Source organism: Streptomyces sp. NPDC003032 (genome assembly GCF_053591415.1).
On record NZ_JBSFTT010000066.1, the window covers coordinates 1 to 21,823 of the forward strand.

Genomic DNA, 21,823 nt, shown 5'->3' on the forward strand with positions numbered 1-21,823 from the left:
CTGGCAGCACTACGCACCCGGCGACCACTCACGGTGACCCCGAGCCCTCAACAGCTGAGGAATACGCGACTCCCGATTACGCGAGGTCGCCAGTTTCATGCCCCTCGACCCCCGCGAGTTCGCGAAAACTGAAGGGTTCTCAGTAGGAACCCGAGGGTCGGGTGCCTGGATTCTAGGGAGTGGACCCGTGGGTTCGCGGTGAAGTCACGGGGGCGGATTCCAGGTCCTGCTCCAGGAGAGCGCGGGCGGAGTCCGCGTATCGGATCGCGGTCTTCTCGCTGAGGCCGAAGACCTCGGCGAGGTGGAGCGGGTCAGGGCCGTGAGTGAGGGCTTCTTCGAGCTGGCGGTCCATGCGGAGTCGTTCCAGGGTCGCGGTCTGGCGGTGCAGAGCCGACCCGGCGACCGAGCTCTTGCCGATGGGGCCGATTCCCAGCGCGGTGTGCTTGTTGATCAGCAGATGCGGGTTGGCGGTATCGGGCCAGCGGCGGCGCCGGAACTCCAGCCATTCCCGGGCGACTTGAAAGGTGAGCTCGTCCAGTCGGCGGGTGCGGCCATCCACGGACAGACGTCGGTTGCCGATGTCGAGGTCGTCGAGTTGGAGGCGGCGGATCGCCGCAGACCGTGCCGCGTGGACTGCGGCGAGGGCGAGGATCAGCCGGTCGGCAGGACGGGTGACGGCCGCGACAGAACCGTCGATGTGCCCAGGCTCCAGCGGCTGGATGACGCCTTCCTCGCGCTGCCCGACCCGGATGCGGCTGGCCGGGTTCTTGAAGATCGTGCCGTTCTTCTTGGCCCGGCCGAACAGCGATCGAAGGGCGATGATCGTGGTCTGCCGCTGCGAGCCCTGCACGGTTTCGAGGTGGGCGAGCACGTCGTCGCGGGTAACCTCCCGCAGGTGGTCGTAACGGTCCGACCACTCCAGCAGCACGGGCCGAATCCGATTGAGGTAGTTCCAGACCGTCGCCGCATGGCGGGCCTGGGAACGGGGGCCGCCGTCGTGCAGCAGCCGGGCCCAGTCTCCGACATCGTGGGCGATCCCGGTGGCGAGACCGTCGAGCTTGGATTCCAGCCACACCTCGAACGACGACGGCCGGTCGTCGAGGAATACGCCGATATGGTCCAGCACCTCCGTGGTCCGCTCGACGCTCAGCCCGCGCGACCGAAGCACCGGGAAGACTTCCGAGTACCGGACCACGTCGCCCTCGGCATGGCCGGTCAGGACGATGACCAGGGCGTGGTCGACGTTCAGACGCGTTTTGCGTGGCCAGCCGCGGGCCTCGCCAAGGCGGTGGGCGCTATGGCGGGCCCAGGCCAGCCAGGGGTTGCCGCGGCGAGCTTCCTCATCGCTGGCCCGACCCGTGAGGTCTCGGCGGGCCTCGAACAACGCGAGCTGGCACCAGAACGCGGACGGAGGGGGTGCGGGGGCCGGATCGGGCTGCCGGGGTCGGCCCCGGCGGCTGTACTTGACCGCCGACGGCTTGGGACGCCGGTCCCAAATTGCCGTCAGTCCGTAGAAGAACAGCTGCTGGTGGCGGAGGTGGGGCAGGAAGGACTCCGGTTTGTCGCCAGTCGCGGCGGCCTCCGCTCTCGCCTGGACCCAGCACAGACGGCAGTACTCCTCCCGCAGGGGCATTTGGCGCGTGCAGCCGGCGCACGCACCTCCGCTCCAGCGGCGGGCGAACGCGGAACACGTCGAGCACCGCGGCTCGAAGAAGCGCCCCCAGGACAGGCAATCCGGGCAGGAACTCGGGTCCATAGGTCACCTCGGAGGAAGGGAGCGACCATCACGGCGGCGAGGAACCACCGCCGGGGCCGTTCCGGAGGAGCCGGTGGCCGCTTGCCGGACATCGGTGTCCTGGCCGGGGCGGGTGACTTTCTGTGGTTCGGGGATCAGCAGGTCGCCGATCTCGCAGCCCAGGACGACGCAGATCACGTCCAGGTCCTCCAGCTTGAGGGAGACCGGCTGACCAGACCACAGCCCGGACATCTTGCCCGCCGAGATGACCAATCCGTGCTCAGCCAGGCTCCGTTGGAGCTCGGACGCCTTCCAGATGCCCTTGTTCGCGGCGGTCAGCCGCAGGTTCCACCTCATCGGATCAGCCCTTCCAGCCGCTTCGCGGCCCGCTCTTGCCCTGCCGCCCAGGCGTCCTCGACCCGGGTCTGCTGCACATGGACGTACCGCATCGTCGTGGCAATCCAGGAATGTCCCAAAACCTCCTGGATCGAGATCAGGTCGAGCCCGTTCAGATAGAGCTGGGACGCGCAGAAGTGCCGCAGGACGTGCGGCGTCAGCTTGTCGGTCCAGCTCGGCAGGTGGAGCTTGGTGGCCTCCGCGAGGCCGTTGCGCAGGGCATCATCACCGACCCGTCGTGAGGAGCCGTCGGCGTTCTTGCGCTCGGAGGGCAGCAGCGGGGCGCCGGGGCGGGTGTGGTCGTCGCCGAACTGGCCCCACACATCCTCGATGAACCACCGCAGGGTCCGGCCCGCACCGTTGATCAGCGGCACCATCCGCTCGCGCGGGCCCGATCCGCGCTTGCCCTTGCCATAGCGGACATGGAGCTTGCCAAACCGCCCGAGGTTCCACTTGATGTCGTCCAGGTCCAGTCTGCGGGCCTCGTTCACCCGCAGTCCCACCTCGGACATCAGCTTCGAGGCGGTGTAGTTCCTGGCCATTGGGGCGAACTTGCGGCAGGTGGCCAGCTCGTCGGCCCAGCCGGTGAACAGCTGCCCAACCTCTGGCTCCTGCGGCGGGATCCGCAGCTGGGCGTCCTTCGCCCCGCGCGGCCGGTTCATCTCGTCGATCGGACACTCGACAACCCGGCCGGTCATCCGGTGCAGTTCGACCTTGTGCCTCAACTCCAGGAACGTGAAGTACGTGGTCAGCGCCTGCGACCGGGCAAGCCGGGTGCCGCTGGGCGAGTTCCGTAGCACCTTCCCGAAGTACGCGTCCGCGTCGGCGGGCTCCATGTCCCACAGCGGCCGACCGAACCACGTCCGCACCTGTTCCAAGTGACCGACGTCCCCGCGGATGGTGCCGTCCGTCAGCCCGGCTGACGCCCGCGCGAGCACGAACCCGGCCAGCGCGTCGGTCTCGAACTGCTCTAACTCCTCCGCCGAGACCGGAGCCCGCACATCGCGGAGGTCCCGCACGACCGCCAGTGCCGCCAACCCGAGCCCCCTCACCTTCACCCGGACCGCCGATCGGTCGGACGAAGTGAGAACGCTTCAAGAATCCCGAAGTTACGTCACGGAGCCGTAGAGCACTCGAAGGAGGAAGAACCCCCTGGCCACGGGGCTGGGGACTCAGCAAGGCTCAGGGGAACTCACGGGATGTCGCACACAGTCTCGTGTGCGCCGACCAGCACTCCGTCGGCCGGCCGGCAGGGGGCCGCGAGTATCGACCGGTGCGTGCGGATGCCGGGCCTGACGTGGTGGGAGGCTGAGCTGCCCACGAACGAGCAGGCAGCGGGTCTTCTGGACGCCGGGGCAAGCCCTGATGTGGTGCTCGCCCACGAGGCGCTGGCGGCCCCGGGGTTGATCGAGCGGCTCGGCGACGGCCGTGGCTGGTACCCCGACGACTTGGCGCATGCGCGCGAGGCGCAGCGGGTGCACACCGCGCGGGTGCTCTCGGTGCTCGATCCGGCCAAGGAGACGCTGTGCGCCGCCGGGCGCTACTGCTTCCGGCACTCGGAGCAGGCAGTGCTCGATGGGATGCCGGTCCGTCAGGAGATCTTCGACCGGGACGGCTCAGCCGATGCGCTGGCCGTGCTCGACCTGGGCGACGACGTTCCGCGCTTCGAGGCGGTAGCGATGGGCCGAGCGTCTCCGCTCTCGCGGCGCGACTGACCTGTCAGCCGCTCGGACGACGCCCGATGACTCGGACCCGCTAGTCCGAGCCATCAGGAGTCGCCATTCAAGCCCCTTTTTTCTCGATTAGAATGACCAATCCTAGTTAGTATGTCATCTACACACCTCATGCATGACGGCTTTTTGATAGACCGAGCAATGACCATTGAGGTCGCAGGGGGAGATGAGAGATTCATGGCGAAACCGTCCTATAAGGTGCCGAGTTCGCTGAACAGGAGCTTCCTCGACCACGAGATCACGCTGAGCAAGGGAGGTTGGGCGGCCAAGCCCTCCCCGATCAAGCAGCTGCTCTTCTTCGGCGGCGGCATCCTCGCCCTGCTGTGGTTCAGCACGTCGACGTTCGTCGCGAGCTCGGGCCCAGTCTCCATCACGTTCTTCGTCCTCTGGGGACTGTCGGCGATCGCCTACTTCGGCGGGCTGATGAAGACGAAGGAGCTGCGCATCATGCGGGTGCCGGCCCTCCTTGCGTATTTGCCCCGGAAGGCCCGTCACGTCCTTACGCGCCGCAGCTCGAACCCCACGGACTTCTACTCGATCGTCGGCATCGACGGGATCGACGAGGACGGGCTGATCCGCTTCTCCGACGGCGGTGAAGGTCAGGTCTACCTGGTCGTCGGCTCGGCAAGCTATCTGGTCTTCGACGAGGACCGGGTCGGGATCCTCGACCGGGTCGACTCCTTCTGGCGCAAGGTCGAGACGGCCTGCGAGCACAGCTTCATCACGATGAAGGCGCCGCAGCGGGTCTACCACCAGGTGGCGAACCTGGAACGGCGCAACCAGGCCCTGCAGGTCCGCGATCCCGATCTGATCGAGCTGCAGAACGAGCAGTACGACATTCTCACGCAGCACGTGGGCGGAAAGTTCCCCTCGATCCACCAGTACCTGCTGCTCAAGGGCAAGAACGCCGACGCACTGCGCAAGGGGCACCAGGTCCTCCAGGCCGAGGTCGGCGGCTCGACTCTGATGATCAAGGAAGCCACGACGCTCGACCGAGAGGAGGCCCTGCCGATGCTCCGGGTCTTCTACCAGGGCATCGACGACGAACTGCTCGATCTCAAGGCGTCGCTGAACTGACCAGCGCCAGGCCGGCCACCACGACGAGGAGCGAAGGACACCATGGCGCTGATGATGAAAGTCCGGGCACAGCTTGGCATTCCGGGAAAGAAGCCTGACGAGACGAATGAGACCGCGGAGTTTGTGGTCGATGATCCGCGCGCGGACGGTGCTGCTCAGGCTGAGGGCGTGCAGGACGCTGCGCCGGCGGACGGCGCAGCCGATGAGGCCGCCGAGCCGAAGAAGAACTGGTGGCAGCGCCGCCGGGAGGTGAAGCACCTCCAGGGCACGTTCGACGCCTACCCTCACCTGCTCGCGCTGAAGCCGAAGGAGAAGTACCTCTTCCGCTCCGACTACTTTGAGGTCGACGGCTCGGTCGCCTGCATCCTGGCGTACTTCCACGACGACGCCGCGCACGACAACTTCGCCGCCTTCTGGGGTATCGACCGGATCCCGGACGGCCTGGACGAGCGGGTCACCGCCGTTGTGCTTGAGCAGGTCAAGCGGATGGATGAGAAGTGGATCGACTCGTACACCAAGCAGTCGGAGAAGTTGGACCGGCTGGATGCGAACGAGCAGGAGGAGACGGGCACGACCTCCTCCAAGCGCAAGGCCGCGAAGATCTCCGGTGACCTTGGGATCACGATCGGCGAGATCCAGGACGGTGCGAGCTACCTCTCGGTGCACAACCGGCTCTTCCTCAAGGCCCCTGATCTGGTGACCCTGGATGACACGATCGACCGGGTCACGCGTCTGTACATCGACCGATTCGGCACGCTGAAGGCTGCGCCCTACGCCGGCGAGCAGCGCCAGGAGCTCTCGGGCCTGTGGAAGAACACCGAGAAGAAGAAGGGCAAGGGTTTCCACTTCACCTCGACCGAGCTCGCCGGCTCGTACTCGCTGGTGACCAATGGCCTCAACGACCGAGGCGGCGAGTACGTCGGCTACATGGTCGGCGACGTCAACAACAGTGCCGTGCTCATGGACGTCAACGCCTACGACCACCACGCGATCGTCGCCGACGCCACGCTCAGCGAGTACTTGGACCGCCAGCGGGTGGCCAACATGTGGTGTTCGAAGATCTCGCAGGCGGCGCTGCTGAACAACGGCCAAGTCGTCCACCTCATCCTCGACGGAGCGAACCTCGACAAGCTCGGCCCGAAGTTCGAGCGGCTCACCTCGCGCGTGGACCTGAATCAGGGCGACGTGAACATGTTCGAGATGTTCGGCGAGGAGGAGGACGAGCTGACGGTCTTCTCCGCCCAGATGGAGAAGCTCAAGCTGATGTTCGAGCAGCTCTACGAGACCAGCGACGGAGCGATCGGCTCGATCATCCGCAGCGCCCTCGAAGACACCGCGACCGATTTCTACATCGAGCAGGGTATGTGGCGGCACAACGCCAAGGAGCAGCGTCACCGCCTGCGCGTGGTGAACATCCCGCACACCCAGGTGCCGCGTCTTCAGATGTTCGTCTCCTACTTGGCAACCGCGCACAAGGCACTGCTGAACTCCAGCAAGATCGACCCGGACCAGCTGCGCGCCTACAACGTGCTCAGGGGCATCGCCAACGCGATGCTGAGCACCAACGGCGACCTGTTCAACAACCACACGGCCTCGGCCGTGGATGGGGTCCGGGATTCGCGGCGCGTGGTCTACGACTTCTCGCGGCTCGTGCGCCGCGGCAAGGGCGTGGCGATGGCGCAGCTGGTGAACATCGTCGGCTTCGCCGTCGGCAAGCTGGGGCTCGGTGACACGGTGATCGTCCACGGGACCGAGCACATCGACGACCGGGTGAAGAAGTACATCAAGGACCAGTTCGACCATATGCACGAGCGCGGCGGCCGGGTGGTCTACAGCTACAACGACGTCGACAAGATGCTGGCCGACAGCGACTTCAACAAGTTCGACGCCGCGGACTACACGCTCTTCGGCCCGATGCGCGACGGCACGGTGGTGGAGTACCAGAAGCAGCTGCACCGGCGGATTCCGCCGGATCTCGCCCAGCTCATCACGACCAAGGGCGAGAACCTTACGTACTTGCGCCGGGGCGTCTCCAACGTGGTCTTTCACCTGGACCTGGCATTGGGGATCAATCCCTACCGCGAAGCGCAGCGCAGGCAGGTCCGTCTGGAGGCGGCCAGGGCCGAAGAGGCGGCGCGGATGGACGCGATCATGCACGACAAGCCGGCACCGGGCGTGAACCTCACCAGCATCCGGAAGCACAGCGAGGGCGGCGACGGTGAGGCTGACGCGGGCCAGGGCGGCGCGAGCAAACGCAACGACGGCAAGAGCCTGCCGCAGGCCGAGAACGGCGCAAGGCGACCAGCAGAGAGGCCCAGGCCGAAGAAGCTGGTCAAGGCGTGAGCAGGGTCAGCACTGATACGAGGGCGAGGAGTAGAGGAGAGACGATGAACGGGACGATCACGGCGGTGGCGAGGCTGCGTGCCTGGGCCGACCACGGCAGTGGTTTAGCCCGCCCGGGCAGGCTCGCGCGCGGGCTCGCCCTCGTGCTCCTGGCGGCGCTGCTCGTACCGGTCTTCTTGATGGCGACCTCTTCGCCGGCGTCCGCGGACGACAAGAAGGAGCGCGACAACTACAGCCTCTATCAGCTGGCCTCGAACGCGAGCTCGTACTTCAGCGAGGAGAACTCGCCGCAGAACGACAAGGGCATGCAAGAGAACTGGAAGCCGGTCACGAGCAGTCCTGCTTCGGGCGGTTCCATGCTCGGCTACGCCGACGTGGAGTTCAGCCTGGGCAACATCGTGGGCTGGTTCTTCGCCGAGGTCTCGGGGTCCTCGCAGACCGTCACGTACGAGACCTTGGCAGTGAAAGACGACAAGGACAACGCGAAGTACTCGGGCATGCTGGACTACGCGCACTTCGGGGCGGCCAACAACGACCTTGGCCTGGACACGATGTCCTCGGGCATCGGCGGCCAGATCGTGAGCGTGATCGGGGGGTCGATCATCTGGACCCTCTATGCCCTGGCGCTGGCAGTCGGGACGCTGTTCTACGTCATCATCCAGTTCCTGAAGCTCATCAACCCCTTCACGTGGTTCTACAGCGCGGTCGCGGCGGTCAATCCGACTCTTGCCGAGGGTATGACGGGAGGTGATACCGGAGGCGGCGCGCTCTCGGGTCTGCAGCACTGGATCAGCGGCTGGTACGGCCTGCTCGTCGATATCTCGTGGCAGGCGCTCGTGCCGATCTTCATCGGCGTCCTGCTCATCGGCCTGGTCATGTTCAAGAAGATGGACCGGGGCTCGGCGATCAAGAAGCTCATCGTGCGCGTCGTCTTCATCGGCGTCGGCCTGCCACTCGTCGGGTCGATGTACTCCAGCGTGCTCGGAAAGTTCGACGATTCCGTTCTTGGTCAGCACGCCGGCCCGACGCGCGTCGTGCTGAGCACCTATGTCGACTTCGAGGCGTGGATGATGAACGACCGTCTGGGGATCCCGGACCAGGCCACTGTTTCCTGGAAGGGTGACCAGGCGAGCCCGGACGCGATGATGTCGGTGCGCACAAGTGCGCTGGCGATCAACAAGCAGTCTCATGGGGCGACGTTCAACGGCATCAATATTGGAACGAAGGCCAACGACGCCGAGGCGGCGTGGAAAGACGGCACGGTCTCCGTCACCGGCGGCGGTGCCTCGGACGACTTCAAGGCGGTGTTCTCGACCTTCGGGATCATCGGCAAGTACATCGACAGCAGCGAGGTAGCGGCCTCCGACTTCGAGTCGGGGATCAAGAGCTCGATCACGCAGCTGGACGAGAGTGCGGACGTCAAGAAGAGCTGGTTCGTCGACAAGAACAGCTACGGCGACGTAGAGCAGTTCGGTGAGGAGAAGGGGCCGAAACCGGTGGATCACCCGGTGATCTCGACCGACAGCACGGGCCTGACCTCCTCTCGTCCCGGCAAGGACTCGACGGTCTTCACGACGACCGGGACGAAGAGCAACTGCGGCTTCACGGTGGGCAAGACGCCCTCTTCATGCAACCTGTCTCCCCTGGCGGCGTACAACTACCTCAACACCGGGTTCAGCCCCAGCTCGCTGAACATGTACAGCTCGAACAACGCCACGTCCGGCTTCACCCGCGAGAACCACATGGCCGTCAGCCAGGTGGGTACGGGGCCGGCGAAGTTTATGTACTGGTCCAACGCGGCCGCGGTCCTGGGTTCCATCGTCCTGCTCGGCTTCTGGTACGCCATCGGCATGCTGGCTGGCTCGGTTAAGCGGATCTTCGGCTTGGTGGCCGCCGTGCCGTTCGCGACGCTGGGCGCGCTGCAGGCGATCGCCAAGGTGATCGTCTACTCCATGGCGCTGATCCTGGAGGTCCTCGTCACGCTGTTCATGTACCAGTTCGTCTCGGAGTTCCTGATCTCGGTCCCGGACATCATGGCCGGGCCCGTGTCGAGCTTCATGAGCCCGGGCGGCCTGTGGGGCAGCGCTGTGCTCGGCGGAATCATCGTGGTGATCCTGACGCTCATCTCGTCGCTGCTGATCATGGGCATCACCTTCGCTCTGCTGCGGGTCCGCAAGACGGTGCTGCAGGCGATGGACGAGGTGGTCACCAAGCTCGTGGACAAGTTCCTGGAGACCAACACCGCGCCGAAGCTGGACAAGGGTGGGCTGATGCCTGCTCTGGCCTCAGGTGCAGGGGCCGGCGCGGGTATGGCCGTGGGCAACAAGCTCGCCCACGGGTTCAACAGCAAGACCAGCGGCCCGGCGTCTCCGAGCACGGGCAAGCCTGCGACCAAGGCGGCGTCGACGAACGCCGGCGGCACGAACGGCGACGCCACGCTGGCCCTGGAGGGCGGCGGCGAGGGTGGCCCGGGCGATCCGAACAGCCCAGCGCTGGACGGTGGTCCTGGTGGCGGTGGCTCCGGCGGCAGCGGTCCTGCTGGTGCTCTGGGCGCGTCTGGCCAGGGCGACGGTCCCGACGACAAGGGCGGTCCGCTGCAGCTGACCAGTGGTGGAGCGGGCAGCTCGCACTCGGACAAGCAGACGGCACAGAATCTGAGCAACCAGGGCGGCCTGTCGAACCTCGGGTATATCTCGGACGGCAACAAGGTCATCCCCGGCGAGGTTCTGGCGTCGTCCACGGAGCCGCCGAGCTCTCGCGGTGGCGCTGGTTCTGTCCCGACCAGCGGAAAGGCCGTCGCCGGTCAGACCAACCCGACGCAGCTCGGCACGGGTGCCCAAGGTGCGCAGAGCCAGCAGGGCAGCAACCATCAGGCTGCACCGCAGGGCTTCAGCGGCGGAGCTACTTCTGGTCTCCTTCCCGTTCCCGCTTCTGGGCAGCCGGCCGCGCCGAGCACGCGTCCTACGCACGTCGCTCAGGGCACCCCGGCTCCGAGGCAGCTGGGAGCCGGAACGTCGGCTCCTCGTCCCGTGGCCGCTCCGGTTTCGGGTCAGACTCCGGCTGCGCCTGGTGCGCGGACACCGGCTCGGACGCAAGCAGCGACTTCGGCTCCTACACCGGCTCCTTCGCCGCGGCAGGCTCCGGTTCCGCGTCGTCGTCCCCGCATGCGCCGGGTTGCCGATCCGGCCCCTCAGAGCGTGAAGACTCCGGAGCCGCAGCAGCGGCCGGCCGGTGATCTTCGCCGGGGCCGGCGCGAGAAGCCGCAGGACTGATCGGGCGAGGGTGGAGGGCTGACGCACCCGGTGAGAACGACCATTGCGATCGTCCTCACCAGGTGCGTCGTCTTTTGCGCGGCAGGAGGAGAGCGGCAGGAGGAGAAGGGAAAGAGCATGAAGCTCGGATCGAGGCTGCGCGGCGAGTTCCCGCGCGGCTGGTGGCGCTCGGAGCGATGGTGGATCACCGGGATCCGCGACCTGGCATTGAGCACTGCGGCGGCCGTGGCCACCGCGGTGTTCGTCGGCGAGGTGAAGCGCGCTGTGCGGCACCGCGACGAGCCGTGGACTCTGGCTCGGCTGTCCGGCAGGTTCGAGGGGTACGTGGCCGGCCTCTTGGGGAACAGCGCAGGCTTGGTCGTTCTGGCCACCATGGCGATCGAGGACGGTCTACCTGTGGTGCTGACGGCGTTGCTGGTTGGGTGGTGTCTGCTCAACATCGCCATCAGTGCCACGGTGTTCGTCGTGGTCGCCCGGTCGAGGATCCGGCAGTCGGCAGCATGGGCTGTGCTGGATTTCGTCGAGCAGCACGCGCCGGACTGCGGCCGGCCACCGGAGACGATTGAGGAGTACAGGGCGCAGCAGCTCCAGGAGTAGGCGTCAGAGTAAAGACAGAACCCCGTGGACGTGATACCCACGGGGTTCTGTGCTGCCTGGGTGGTGCGGCAATCAGCTGTGCTGGTTGCAGTCCTTGGCCATCAATGCCTTCGCCTGGTCGCTGTCGGCGGGGATGAGCTGGACCTGGTCGATCGAGTAGGCGAAGGTGTACCCGAGCGCGATCATGCTGTTCGACATCGAGATCGAGCCGGATCCCGGGTCAGTGCCTGTCTGGTCGGAGCCGTTGACGTCGTCCCAGAGCACACTGGTCCGGCTGTCGTTGATCGTGCCGGTCGAGAGAACCTGGTACTGATCCTTGTCGGTCTTGCCGGCCTTGTCGGTCTTGCCGGCCTTGACGATCGAGCCGTGCTTGATGTCGCCGAGGGCCTTCGTGGTCAGCTGGCACTGCTGGTCGCCAGCGGTGACGTTGATGTACGTGATCTTGTGGCCGTCGATTGCGGCGATGCCGCCGCGTGCCCCGTCGGTGATGGAGATGTAGGCACCGTCGAAGCTGGAGTCCTGGCTGCTGCTGGGGCTCTGCGAGGAAGCAGCATCGCTGCTCCCGCTGCAGGCGGTGAGCATGGGAGCACCCGCGGCCAGGGCCGCGGCGGACACGGCGATCCTGGTCCGCGTCGCACGTGCGGTCCTGGTGGAGTTCATGGTGTTCTCCCTTCGTTCGTTCTGGAAAGTTGGTTTGGGTCAGCTCTGTGGAGGCTGGGCTGGTGGCATCGGCGGAATCGTAGGCGTCTGACGCGGCGACAGCAGGATGCGGACTGCAGCAGCCAGCATCACGACCGACAGCAGCGCCAGGAGCACCACGCCCGCCCCGACGGAGGCGTAGCGGGTGCCGCTGGCGGAGCCCATGGTCCCGAAGCCGTCGATCATGCCGATCAGGCCGATGGTCACGAGCATGATGAAGAGCAGGAAGCCACCCTCACCTCCGGCCTCGTCGCTGAAGTAGATGACCGAAAAGCCCATGGCTGAAGCGACCGGCATGAACAGGGAGGTGATCGCCTGGAACGCCGCGGCGGGAAGGATGAAGGTGGCCAGCCCCCTCAGCTTGGGCAGTCCCGGACGCGAGGTGCTCGCCGCGCAGAGCGCCGCGCGCTCTGCGCGGCGGGGGCAGCGCCGTTGCTGAGGAACTCCTTGGCTCCAGAGTTCTCGATGGCCGGCGCTCGGGAGCGATCAGTCCGGCATGAACGGCGGCCTGGTACTCGGACATCGTCGGCTCGCGGTGATGCGTCTGGTGGAACCCGGCGGCCCACTGCTCGGCCGCGACAACGGGCGGAACCTGCGGTCGCGGCGGCACGGCCTGTGAAGCTGTTGCATGGCCCTGTGTCGGCCGCTCGGGTAACCGAGGCTGATCCTCAGTCATGATCGCCCCCGCTTTCTCTCGTTCAGTCCTGCGTGACCAGGTGGTGCCCTCTTCACAGGGACCGGCGTCTCGGCTCCACAGTTCCACACTGCGTCCCCGAGACCCGGATCCCGACCACGCCCGAGACCCAAAGCTGGCCCCTCGAGGACTACCTGACCGACTTCCGAGCTTGCTTCTCGTACATCAGCACTTGCGAAGGCATTCACAAGCACACTGCCAGTGTTGCAGATTGATGTACCGGATGTACCACCTAACGACTGAAGGCCAGCCAAAATCGCCTTGGGATAGGTGACTTTGACTGGCCATAACTCATCCTGTCAGGCGCCTTCTCGGAGGTTGTCGAGTCGATGCTCAGTCAGCGCCAGTGCAACTGCGGACTGGTTGAGCGCGTGCTCGCCGTCCTGGATGCGCCACTGAAGACGCTGCATGGGCGGGGCGTCTGCTTCCTGGAGCGCCAGGTCACCGAGCTCGCACAGCTCCGCATAGGCGCCCTGCAGCTGTTCCTCGTGGTGCGCCGACCGGACCCTGAGGCGGGCGACCCGCTCTTTCCACCAGCCCACCCGCGACTCATGGTCGAGCATGGTCTTCCCCTCAAGCCAGGCGCGGAGCTCGGACTGGTCGACGTCGCCGGGGAGCCCGGTGGCCAGGGGCCCCTCGGGTTCCGGCATGTCGATGGGAATGTGCGACAGCAGCACCGCGGGGGTCGTGTCGAGCGCATAGGAGATCGCGACGAGGTCGTCGACGGTCACGGGGCGAGCGCATCGCTCCATCTCCGCGAGGGCATCGGCTGAAATCGGGTGATCGAGCATCCGGAGCACGTAGGCCAGCTCGTCGATGGTCAGCTCGCGCAGTTGGCGGTAGTGGGTGATGGCGTCGGACACAGCAAGGGACGTGGGAAGGGGCGACGGCATGCATCGATCATAGGCGTGCTCGGTGCGGCCCCCGGATGAGTTGTCACATAGTCCTGAGCCGTCGCCACGTAGACGCACGACGCGTCCCGGGAGTAGCGATCTCGCCGCACCCTCTCGGGCCGAGGGCAGGCGCTAGAAGAGGCGCACCTTGGCGAAGAGGTTCAGGTCGGCCTTGTCGTCGCAGCCAGTACTTCAGATGTCCCGCATAGTGGCACTCATCGAGTCGCAGTCGACCGCCTCTTGAATGGTATTACGAGTCGTGTTTCAATAGGGCGCAATGGGCACTCGGTTCACTCTATACAAGGCGGGCAACATGTTCGGGCGCGACTCTTCCGTTGATTGCGGTGTGGTTGCGACCGTGCGTGCCTCCTCGACGAGTCGGGTGCGAGTCTCCACTGCCGCGTCTCGCACAGTCTCGCTTCGCCCCATTTCCATGGAGGCCATTCAGGTCGAAGCCACTGCCGCTGCATCCATTGCCTTGCAACGCGATGCCATGACGACAACTCAGGCCTCGGTCGCACGCCGGAGGCGGAGGAAGGCCGCATAGAACCGCAGGCGCCTCGGACAGCCATGCCCACCGTCCGCGCACTGGCAGCGACCCGTGCGGCCGGTGGGGCGTCTCGCCCCGTCACCCATATCCCCACCCCATGAATTGAAGGGATCCCATGCGACTTCATGCTCCCGCTCGACTTGCCGCCACGGCCGCGCTCGCCCTCGCGACCGCTGCCGCCCTGACCGTGACCACCGCCCCGGCCGCGCACGCCGTCGGCGAGAACAGCAAGTGCACCGTCAACTGGTCGAACTTCGGCGCCACCGTGAGTAAGAACGGCTGGAACTACCGCACCGGCCCGTCCACCGCCTACGCCAGCCGCGGCTACCTGTACCGGGGCGACAAAGTGACCGTGCTGTGCAGCCGCGGCAACTGGGACTACAGCCAGCTCACCAAGCGCTCCAAGTCCGGCATCCCCAAGGGCACCAAGGGCTGGGTGCGCGACGACGGCCTCTACCAGCTCGCCGGCTGACCCATCCGGCCCACCTCCCCGCTCACCACCCCTATCACCGGCTCGGTCACGAACGGCCCGCCGGAACAACGACGGCAGGGGTTACCGCACCACGCTCTTAAGCGCGTCCCCCTACCGTGTAGACGCCGCCCAGCTCCCAGGGCCAGACGGGCCTCTTCCCGTCGGCCCGACACCGGGCGTAGACCGGCCCCTCGCCTTCATCCCCCTGGGGCGGTCCCCCGTGTCCTTCCGGCACGGGCGTGGGCCAGCTGCTCAGCGGGGGCGTCGTCCGCCCACGACGACGCCCCCCACATCCACCGGCGCCCGAACGAGCTGACGCCGGCCGCCCCGCCCGGAACGACTCGCGTCCGCTTTTCCTGGAGCGTCTGTGTCAACCACCGTGCCCGCCACCAGCGCCGCCTCCTCGAAACAGGCCCCACCGGGCCGGTTTCCGCCCGCGATCTGGGCGTTGCTGTTCACCACCTTGATAGCGCGTGCCTTCGGATTTGCTTATCCGTTCCTCAGCTATCACCTCAAGGACCTGGGCTACAGCACCCAGAGCGTCGGGCAAGCTCTCGCCGTGTTCGGGGTCGGCTGGCTCATCGGCCAACTGATCACCGGATGGGCAGCCGACCGCCTCGGCCGTCGGCGCACCCTGATCGTCGCCATGCTCGCCTCCGCGGTCTGCCTGCCACTGATGGCGCAGGCGCAGGCATTCCTGGCCGTGTGCGCGGGAGCTCTGGTCGCGGGCATCGTCTACGACGCCCCTCGTCCCGTCGTCTCCGCGGGGATCGCCGATCTCATCGGAGACGACGGTGAGCGGGCTGTCGTCAACGGCTGGCGCCACGGTGCTGTGAACATCGGCGCGGCGATCACCGGAGCCGTGGGCGGCCTTCTGGCCGGACTGCTCGGCTTCACGGCCCTGTTCTACTTCAACGCCGCAGCCTGTGCCGCCTGCGCCCTGATCGCCCGCCGCTACCTGGACAGCGACGCTCCCAAGGCAGCACTCGCCACGGGGCCGGTCACACGAACCCCGCTGGGCTCCGCGCTACGCGACGGACGGCTGTGGCTGCTCTGGGTGGTCAGCGTCGCCGCATTGACGTGCGCCGCTGGGATGTTCACTGCCCTGCCCATGCTGATGGAGAACGACGGGCTGTCGGCGGAGGCCTACGGATGGTCGCAGGTCGCCAACGCCGGCGCCGTCATCGCGCTCACTCCGCTCCTCAACCCATGGCTGCGCCGTCGTTGCGACGGTCCGGAACCTACCGTCGGGCTCCTCGCCCTCGGTGCTCTCCTCCTGGGGGCCGGCATGGGCGGCGCCGGGCTCGCCGACACGACTCTCGGCTACAGCATCGCTGTAGTCGCGGCTGTCCCCGGCGAGATCGTCTTCTTCATCGCCGCCAACGACATCGTCAACAAGATCTCCCCGCTCGATGCACGCGGCCTGTACGCCGGGATCTGGGGCACGACCCTCGCCCTCGGAGTGATCATCGCCCCCGTCCTCGCGGCCGCCTGCCTGACCTCGGGCGGCGGCAGCCTGGCGGCGCTCACCACTCTCGCGGCCGGCGTCCTGGGGGCCGTCCTGTGCCTGCCGCTCCTGGGGCTCACGCACCGCCCGACCGCCCCCACCCGCAGTATTCCGGCGCCCGCCGCTCCCTGACCGCCAACCGGAGGCACCCCCATGACCCTGATGACTCTGCGCCCCAATCGCCGCACTGTGAACAGCTCCTGGCACTCCTCGGTGGCCGCGCTTCCCGCCGAGCGCCGCCCCGCAACCCCCTTCCACAGCCGCGAGTGGGCCGCGGTCTGGCAGTCGGTACGCACCGAACAGGTCCGCGGCCGCCACCATCTGTTCCTCCAGGACGGCCCGCGTCAGCACCGCATGTCCTTCTACCAGGTCGCCGACAGCCCGCTGTGGCGGGCCATGGAAGGCGACGCAGGCGTCACCCGGCCCACCTTCGATGCCGAAGTCCTGTACTCGCCGTCGATCTACGGCGAGTACGGGGGCCTGCCCGGCGCGACTGTGCCCGTCCTGGCCGAGGCCGTCGACCGCGGCCGCGCACTCGCCCGCGAACTGGCCACCGAAGCCCTGGTCATCGCGAACATCCCGCCCGCCGAACGAACCCTGTGGCGCGAAGCCAGCACGCCCGACGCTGAAGTCGTCCTCGCCTGGGCCCACCGTGCCCGCGTCGGCGCCTCCGTCGAGGAGTTCATCGCGAACTTCCCTTTCGAGCAGACCGGCCGCGAATTCTGCGAACAGCACCGTCAAGGCACCGATGCCGGCCTCATCCTCAAGATCGCCCGTGGGTCCGAACTGCTGGCCCACCTGCCGGAGTTCACCGCTCAAGCGCGCTCCACCAGCGAACTCCACGGACCCGCGCTTTACGGGAGTGACATGTTCACCCCGCTCACCCGTGTCCCTGGCGCCGTCGCACTGCTCGCCGAACACCACGATGGCGCGCTCGCCGGAGGCTTCTTCTGCTTCCGTTACGGCTCGGCACTGTACGTCTGGGCCACCGCCATCGACCGGTCCGGCAAAGACGCGCTGCACACCTACGACTGGCTGATGTACGAGAGCGTCAAGTACGCCGCCGCCACGGGCGCGCACGTTCTGGACACCGGCCGCGGCAACTACGCCTACAAGGCACGCCTCGGGATGCTCCCCGTCGCGCTCACCTCCGCGGTCTACCTGGCGCGCCCCAACCCTCACCCCGTCAGCCGCCTCGGCGCCCTGCACACCGGACTCAACCAGCACGTGCTGCGCGCCTGGAACAAGGCCTGATCACCCCTCCCATGAAAGGTGACCTCCCCATGCTCCCCATGCCCCGCCTCAAGCACATCCTGCCCGCCGTCGCCGTCAGCGGACTGCTCGCCCTCACCGCCACCACTCCGGCCTCGGCGGACGGCGGCTGGTGGTACAGCCGCGACAGCCCCACCGGCGCCAAGGCCTATTTCAAGGAGCACGGCGACAAGGTCACCGTCTGCGACATCGACAAGGACGGCTATAAGGCTCTCGTCCAGGTCATGACCTACACCGAGTCCCTCGCCTACCAGTTCCATGACAACCACGACAACGGCAAGTGCACGTCGGAGTCCGCCAGGAGCGGCTACGACCTGTTCGAGGACCGGACCTACAAGTTCAGGGTCTGCATCGTGAAGATCGGCACGCGCCCCCTGGACTGCAGCTCCATCAAGAGCGTCCTCAACGACCGCTAGCCGAGGCGCTGTTGACGCGCACCCGAGGTTGCCTTCCCGACCAGCTGGGCCACCGGCCCCCGCCGCCCTCTTCCCCCCCCACGCATGTCAGGACATTACATGCCTTTCGCATCGCACACTTCGAGACCACCGCTCCTCGTCGTCCTCGGCGCCGGAAGCCGCACCTGGCGCGGATACGGACTGCAGCACATCGCCGCCCGTCACCCCGTCGCCCTCCTCGATGAGAAGCCTTCCGCGTGGGCGGACGACCACGCGGCACTCTCCCTCCCGGTCGACCTGGCGGACAGCGAAACCGTCAGCGACGCGGTGGAGACGCTCGCCGCGGACCGAGGCGTCGCCGGCGTTCTCACCTACATGGAGAACCACATCGTGCTCGCCGCCCGTCTCGCGGACCGATTCGCCCTGCCCGGCAGCACCCCGGCCGCCATGGAAGCCTGCCGCGACAAGTACCTCAGCCGCTCCCTGCTCGCCGCCGCCGGCGTGCCCTCCGCCCGCTCCTACCTCGTCGCGGACGCCGAGACCGCCGTCGAGTATGCGGTGCTGCTCGGCGGCCCGGTCGTCCTCAAGCCGCGCTCCATGGCCGGCAGCGCCGGCGTCCGGCGCGCCGACACACCCGACCAGGTCCGTGATGCCTTCCGGGCCGCCAAGGGAGCAGGCCTGTTCGGCATCGAGCGCACCGGCACCCCCGGCGTACTGATCGAGGAGTACCTGGACGGTCCCGAGATCAGCATCGAGTGCGTGGTCCTGGGGGAGCACGGCACCGCACACATCGCCGCGGTCACCCGTAAGTACCTCGGTGACGAACCCGCCTTCCAGGAAGTGGGCCACCTCGTCGACGCCACCGATCCGCTCCTGCAAGACCCCCAGATTCGCGACGTGGCCCTGGCGGCCCTGACCGCCCTGGGCGTCTCAAGCGGTGTCCTGCACGTCGAAATGCGCCTCACCGGCCAGGGCCCGCGCATCGTCGAGGTCAACGCCCGGCTCGGCGGCGACCTCATCCCACACCTGGTCCATCTGGCCACCGGCCTCAACCTGCCGCAGATCGCCGCCGACCTCGCTGCCGGCGCCGATCCCGAACTGGTCCCCAGCCAGAGCCAGAGCGCCGCTGTCCGCTTCCTCTTCCCCCCGGCCACCGGCCGCATCACAGCCGTGCACACGGGCGTCTTCGCCCCCTGGCTCGACCGCTTTGAGTGGACTGCCACACCCGGCAGCCACGTCACCGCTCCGCCACACGCCACCTTGCTGGACCGGACCGCGCTCGCCGTCGTCACCGGCCCCGATCCGCAGACCTGCCACCGCCGACTGCAGATGGTCGAGGAACGCAGCGGCATCCACATCCAGCCCGACCCCGCCACCACCGCCTGCGTCGCATAGCCCGCCGACCTGATCACCCTTCAGGAGACCCGCACTATGACCCTCGCCGCCCCCGCCCCCGCGGCGGCCCCGCCAGCGCACCGCAGCGGCACGGCCGCCGTCGTCGCGCCCGTCGCAGCAGGCGACCTCTACCTGCCCGCGCTGGCCCGGCACGGCTGGGACTCCGTGGCGGTCACCACCACCCCCGCCCCCCGCCCCCCGCCCGACCGCTGACGGCTACCTCGAGCACACCACACACCGCTCCAGCATGCGCCGCACCGCCGCCCACCTCGAAAACCTCGGGGTCCAGGCCGTCATCGCCGGATCACCGGCCGGCACCGAACTCGCCGACCGGCTCACCGACCGCCTGCACCTGCCCGGCAACGCCGCCGACACCGCCGATATCCGCCGGGACACCGGCTACACCGGCGCCGCGCTCCTCGACGCGGGCATCACCGCCCCGCGCAGCATCCGCACTGCACGCCTACCCGACGCCCTGAACTGGGCCGCCTTCACCCAAGCGAGCGGTCTCGTCCTCCAGCATCCCGACCCTTCCCAAGCGCACCCCGGCCGCTTCTGCCGCACCGCCCACAACATCACCCACGCCTGGCGCCACCTTCAGTCCTGCACCAGCCAGCTCCTCGTGCTGCGCGAACACCTCACCGGCACCCAGTTCCGCATCCACACCCTGACTGGACCCGGACCCGACGGCAACGCCGACCACACCATCACCTCGACCTACATCCCCGACCGCGGACCGGCCCTGCTGACCCTGCGCACCGACCCCTACGCCGACTTCGCCTCCGACGTACTGCGCCAGGCCACCGGTCACGACCCCATCCGCGATACCGTCCTGCTACTGACCAGCGCTCAGCGCCACCCAACCCGCCAGCAGCGGCACACCCACGTCGCGAAGATCGCACTGCTGCCGCAGCACGACGGCGCCCTGGACTCCAACCTGCTGCGCACCATCACCACCCTGCCGACCGTGGCCGCCACCACCGGCTGCACGCCGCCACCCCCGTGCGCGCAGGCCAGACCGCGGGCCGACTCCTCCTCGTTGCCGACGACAGCCGCGCCATCAACCAAGACCACCAGGTGATTAGAGCCACCGAGAACCCCGGCCTGTACCCGGGGCCCCGCTTGAGTCCGCAGCCCCCAGCAACGCGCACGCCGCGGCCCGGATCAGCTCAGGCCACAGTCATCTGCCCACCCCGGCACCACCAGCTCGCCCTTCCCTGCCCGATCCCCGGCCCCGCCAGAGCCGACGCCGCGTCCGGCGACATCGTATGGGAAAGGCCGTCTCGCGGCGCTCCTACGCTTCCGGCACTGTCGAGTGGTTTTCGGTGTAGGTCAGGCTTCGTCCGCTCGGGGTTCCGGTGAGAATGGCGTCGGCGTCGCAGCTCTGTGCGTGCTGGGCGACGTACCCAGCATGGTCGTCACCAGGCTCACAGACAAGGGTGCCGCAAACCACCCAACCGTTGGTCCGTGCGAGCTCAAAGAGCCCTCGCAGGCGTTCAGTCTCCTCCTGGGTCAGGCAGCGCGACATACACGGAAGGTGCACAAGTACACGCAGGCCAGGGGCAGCAATGAAGATCCGTTGCTCCGTAAGCCGCTGGATCGCGCCCTCGCGGATGCCGCGGATGTAGAACAGGTCATCAACGCTCATGACCGCCACCTGTTGAGGCGTCGTGATACCAGCCGCAACGAGTTGTCTGGCGATGCGATGGCCCTGTGGGTCGTGTCCTATGGCGTCCCTGAGCTCGGGCGCTATCAACGCGCACTGGTTCGTCTTCGTCCTACAGGATGCATTGGGCTCGCGGCTGGTGCGGCGCGGCGGAGCGGGGCGCCGTGGTGGCTTGACGACTTCTGTCGTCCCCCAGAAGTCCCACTGGGCACTCACCTGTTCACCGTCTCTCTGTCGCGCAGGGGCTGACAACCGTGACGTCGACGGCCGTCACCTGGCTGGTCGAGACGGCGGCCGGTGCGTACTCCATGGTCTCGGTGGTGTGGCAGCGCATGGGCGGCTCGTCGCCATCCCGAAGAACCAACAGATATGGGGAGGCGCTGCCGGTTCTGGGACTCGGCCGCCATGCAGTCTTCCCAGTCGTCGTACATCGGGTGCGGACCTCTCGGGTGGATTTTTCACTGCCATGGTGTCCGCCGCTGTGCATGCGACGGTGCCGGTCCCCGCTGCCGGGGTTGACGGCGAAGAGCGCGTCATGGGAGCGGGCTCTTCGGCAGCTCCCAGCGAACGGCAGCGGTACGTGTACGGCGTAAGTCATCACACCATTCTCACTGGGCACACTGACAACAGAACAGATGTGCTGCGCCGGGTAGTCCTGCATTGAGCCAGTGAGCCCGGCCGCGGCGGCCGCTCTGGCCCGGAAGGGGAACTCCGTTGACCAGCAGTGTTGGCCAGCCGGTAGGTGTCAACCAACGGACCCAAGGACGCCCGTTTCGGTGATCTTCGACCGAGGACTCTCGCCAGTGACGTGACCGTCGCCAGACTCGCGGCCGTGTCTGACCCGAACACCTCCCCTTCCGCCTCCGACGGTTGCCCTATCGAGGCGGGCCGGACGGTCGCTGGCGCCGGCCGCATCCGGTTCCCGCTGGCACGGTGGGTGCTCACCCCGCGCACGACGTGGCAGGCGCGCCGTCTGGCCGCCAGCTTCGGCGAGGAGATGGACGCGAAGATGGCGTGGGTGTTGGCCCGCCTCGCCCGCCACCCCGACGAACGCGGCTACGCCATGGCCCATCTGGATGACGAACGTCGCGCTGCCGGTTAAGGGCGTCGGAACGTCGCGCTGCCCT

At 67.4% G+C, this 21,823-nt stretch carries 20 protein-coding genes; 13 read left to right on the plus strand and 7 right to left on the minus strand.

The window, feature by feature from the left end; all coding sequences use genetic code 11:
• Positions 1–172: 172 nt before the first annotated feature.
• From ACWDZ7_RS40470 to ACWDZ7_RS40480, 3 genes are all read right to left on the minus strand, one after another.
• Complete coding sequence (locus ACWDZ7_RS40470; protein ID WP_451803766.1) at positions 173–1,633, minus strand: hypothetical protein; 1,461 nt, start codon at positions 1,631–1,633, stop codon at positions 173–175.
• 126 nt (positions 1,634–1,759) lie between these two features.
• Positions 1,760–2,092, minus strand: coding sequence for a helix-turn-helix domain-containing protein (locus tag ACWDZ7_RS40475; protein WP_451803767.1), 333 nt, complete (start codon positions 2,090–2,092; stop codon positions 1,760–1,762).
• A complete protein-coding gene (locus ACWDZ7_RS40480) occupies positions 2,089–3,168 on the minus strand; it encodes a tyrosine-type recombinase/integrase (protein ID WP_451803768.1) in 1,080 nt (359 codons plus the stop codon). Before ACWDZ7_RS40480 ends, ACWDZ7_RS40475 begins: the two co-directional genes overlap by 4 nt.
• A gap of 240 nt (positions 3,169–3,408) precedes the next feature.
• Between ACWDZ7_RS40480 and ACWDZ7_RS40485 the strand changes: the two genes are divergently transcribed.
• The 5 genes from ACWDZ7_RS40485 to ACWDZ7_RS40505 all read left to right on the plus strand — a co-directional run bounded on the left by ACWDZ7_RS40485 (position 3,409) and on the right by ACWDZ7_RS40505 (position 11,153).
• Positions 3,409–3,846, plus strand: coding sequence for a hypothetical protein (locus ACWDZ7_RS40485; RefSeq protein ID WP_451803769.1), 438 nt, complete (start codon positions 3,409–3,411; stop codon positions 3,844–3,846).
• Between the two features lie 195 nt (positions 3,847–4,041).
• Positions 4,042–4,941: a hypothetical protein gene (locus ACWDZ7_RS40490; protein WP_451803770.1), complete on the plus strand. Its 900-nt coding sequence runs from the start codon at positions 4,042–4,044 to the stop codon at positions 4,939–4,941.
• 168 nt (positions 4,942–5,109) lie between these two features.
• Positions 5,110–7,284, plus strand: a complete 2,175-nt coding sequence (locus ACWDZ7_RS40495; protein WP_451803771.1) for a hypothetical protein — start codon at positions 5,110–5,112, stop codon at positions 7,282–7,284.
• A 44-nt stretch (positions 7,285–7,328) separates the two neighbouring features.
• Positions 7,329–10,556, plus strand: a complete 3,228-nt coding sequence (locus tag ACWDZ7_RS40500) for a hypothetical protein (RefSeq protein ID WP_451803772.1) — start codon at positions 7,329–7,331, stop codon at positions 10,554–10,556.
• A gap of 30 nt (positions 10,557–10,586) precedes the next feature.
• Positions 10,587–11,153: a hypothetical protein gene (locus tag ACWDZ7_RS40505; RefSeq protein ID WP_451803773.1), complete on the plus strand. Its 567-nt coding sequence runs from the start codon at positions 10,587–10,589 to the stop codon at positions 11,151–11,153.
• Positions 11,154–11,225: 72 nt separating this feature from the next.
• Here the strand turns inward: ACWDZ7_RS40505 and ACWDZ7_RS40510 are convergent, their stop codons facing one another.
• The 3 genes from ACWDZ7_RS40510 to ACWDZ7_RS40520 form a co-directional block, all read right to left on the minus strand.
• The gene (locus ACWDZ7_RS40510; RefSeq protein WP_451803774.1) at positions 11,226–11,813 is read right to left on the minus strand and encodes a hypothetical protein; all 588 of its coding nucleotides are present in this window, start codon (positions 11,811–11,813) and stop codon (positions 11,226–11,228) included.
• A 39-nt stretch (positions 11,814–11,852) separates the two neighbouring features.
• Positions 11,853–12,149: a hypothetical protein gene (locus ACWDZ7_RS40515; RefSeq protein ID WP_451803775.1), complete on the minus strand. Its 297-nt coding sequence runs from the start codon at positions 12,147–12,149 to the stop codon at positions 11,853–11,855.
• A 696-nt stretch (positions 12,150–12,845) separates the two neighbouring features.
• Positions 12,846–13,409 (minus strand): DNA-binding protein, encoded by a 564-nt coding sequence (locus ACWDZ7_RS40520; protein WP_451803776.1) that lies wholly within the window; start codon positions 13,407–13,409, stop codon positions 12,846–12,848.
• Between the two features lie 695 nt (positions 13,410–14,104).
• Here ACWDZ7_RS40520 and ACWDZ7_RS40525 point away from each other — a divergent pair.
• From ACWDZ7_RS40525 to ACWDZ7_RS40555, 7 genes are all read left to right on the plus strand, one after another.
• Positions 14,105–14,461: an SH3 domain-containing protein gene (locus ACWDZ7_RS40525; RefSeq protein WP_451803777.1), complete on the plus strand. Its 357-nt coding sequence runs from the start codon at positions 14,105–14,107 to the stop codon at positions 14,459–14,461.
• 367 nt (positions 14,462–14,828) lie between these two features.
• On the plus strand, positions 14,829–16,100 hold the full coding sequence (locus ACWDZ7_RS40530) for an MFS transporter (RefSeq protein WP_451803778.1): 1,272 nt from the start codon (positions 14,829–14,831) through the stop codon (positions 16,098–16,100).
• Positions 16,101–16,121: 21 nt separating this feature from the next.
• Positions 16,122–17,222 carry a GNAT family N-acetyltransferase gene (locus tag ACWDZ7_RS40535; protein WP_451803779.1) on the plus strand — a complete coding sequence of 367 codons (1,101 nt, stop codon included), beginning with the start codon at positions 16,122–16,124 and terminating at the stop codon, positions 17,220–17,222.
• Positions 17,223–17,251: 29 nt separating this feature from the next.
• On the plus strand, positions 17,252–17,656 hold the full coding sequence (locus ACWDZ7_RS40540; protein WP_451803780.1) for a hypothetical protein: 405 nt from the start codon (positions 17,252–17,254) through the stop codon (positions 17,654–17,656).
• A gap of 99 nt (positions 17,657–17,755) precedes the next feature.
• A complete protein-coding gene (locus tag ACWDZ7_RS40545) occupies positions 17,756–19,030 on the plus strand; it encodes an ATP-grasp domain-containing protein (protein WP_451803781.1) in 1,275 nt (424 codons plus the stop codon).
• Between the two features lie 36 nt (positions 19,031–19,066).
• A complete protein-coding gene (locus ACWDZ7_RS40550) occupies positions 19,067–19,243 on the plus strand; it encodes a hypothetical protein (RefSeq protein WP_451803782.1) in 177 nt (58 codons plus the stop codon).
• Between the two features lie 34 nt (positions 19,244–19,277).
• A complete protein-coding gene (locus ACWDZ7_RS40555; RefSeq protein WP_451803783.1) occupies positions 19,278–20,111 on the plus strand; it encodes a hypothetical protein in 834 nt (277 codons plus the stop codon).
• Positions 20,112–20,324: 213 nt separating this feature from the next.
• Here ACWDZ7_RS40555 and ACWDZ7_RS40560 read toward each other — a convergent pair whose 3' ends face one another.
• On the minus strand, positions 20,325–20,678 hold the full coding sequence (locus ACWDZ7_RS40560; protein WP_451803784.1) for a hypothetical protein: 354 nt from the start codon (positions 20,676–20,678) through the stop codon (positions 20,325–20,327).
• 850 nt (positions 20,679–21,528) lie between these two features.
• Here ACWDZ7_RS40560 and ACWDZ7_RS40565 point away from each other — a divergent pair.
• Positions 21,529–21,798: a hypothetical protein gene (locus ACWDZ7_RS40565; protein WP_451803785.1), complete on the plus strand. Its 270-nt coding sequence runs from the start codon at positions 21,529–21,531 to the stop codon at positions 21,796–21,798.
• Positions 21,799–21,823 lie beyond the last annotated feature (25 nt).

Bases quoted from the DNA above. Each gene is read 5' to 3' on its own strand.
- ACWDZ7_RS40470 (WP_451803766.1), bottom strand. From the start codon at position 1,633: ATGCCCCTGCGGGAGGAGTACTGCCGTCTGTGCTGGGTCCAGGCGAGA.
- ACWDZ7_RS40475 (WP_451803767.1), bottom strand. From the start codon at position 2,092: ATGAGGTGGAACCTGCGGCTGACCGCCGCGAACAAGGGCATCTGGAAG.
- ACWDZ7_RS40490 (WP_451803770.1), top strand. From the start codon at position 4,042: ATGGCGAAACCGTCCTATAAGGTGCCGAGTTCGCTGAACAGGAGCTTC.
- ACWDZ7_RS40500 (WP_451803772.1), top strand. From the start codon at position 7,329: ATGAACGGGACGATCACGGCGGTGGCGAGGCTGCGTGCCTGGGCCGAC.
- ACWDZ7_RS40510 (WP_451803774.1), bottom strand. From the start codon at position 11,813: ATGAACTCCACCAGGACCGCACGTGCGACGCGGACCAGGATCGCCGTG.
- ACWDZ7_RS40515 (WP_451803775.1), bottom strand. From the start codon at position 12,149: ATGCCGGTCGCTTCAGCCATGGGCTTTTCGGTCATCTACTTCAGCGAC.
- ACWDZ7_RS40525 (WP_451803777.1), top strand. From the start codon at position 14,105: ATGCGACTTCATGCTCCCGCTCGACTTGCCGCCACGGCCGCGCTCGCC.
- ACWDZ7_RS40535 (WP_451803779.1), top strand. From the start codon at position 16,122: ATGACCCTGATGACTCTGCGCCCCAATCGCCGCACTGTGAACAGCTCC.
- ACWDZ7_RS40540 (WP_451803780.1), top strand. From the start codon at position 17,252: ATGCTCCCCATGCCCCGCCTCAAGCACATCCTGCCCGCCGTCGCCGTC.
- ACWDZ7_RS40545 (WP_451803781.1), top strand. From the start codon at position 17,756: ATGCCTTTCGCATCGCACACTTCGAGACCACCGCTCCTCGTCGTCCTC.
- ACWDZ7_RS40550 (WP_451803782.1), top strand. From the start codon at position 19,067: ATGACCCTCGCCGCCCCCGCCCCCGCGGCGGCCCCGCCAGCGCACCGC.
- ACWDZ7_RS40555 (WP_451803783.1), top strand. From the start codon at position 19,278: ATGCGCCGCACCGCCGCCCACCTCGAAAACCTCGGGGTCCAGGCCGTC.
- ACWDZ7_RS40560 (WP_451803784.1), bottom strand. From the start codon at position 20,678: ATGAGCGTTGATGACCTGTTCTACATCCGCGGCATCCGCGAGGGCGCG.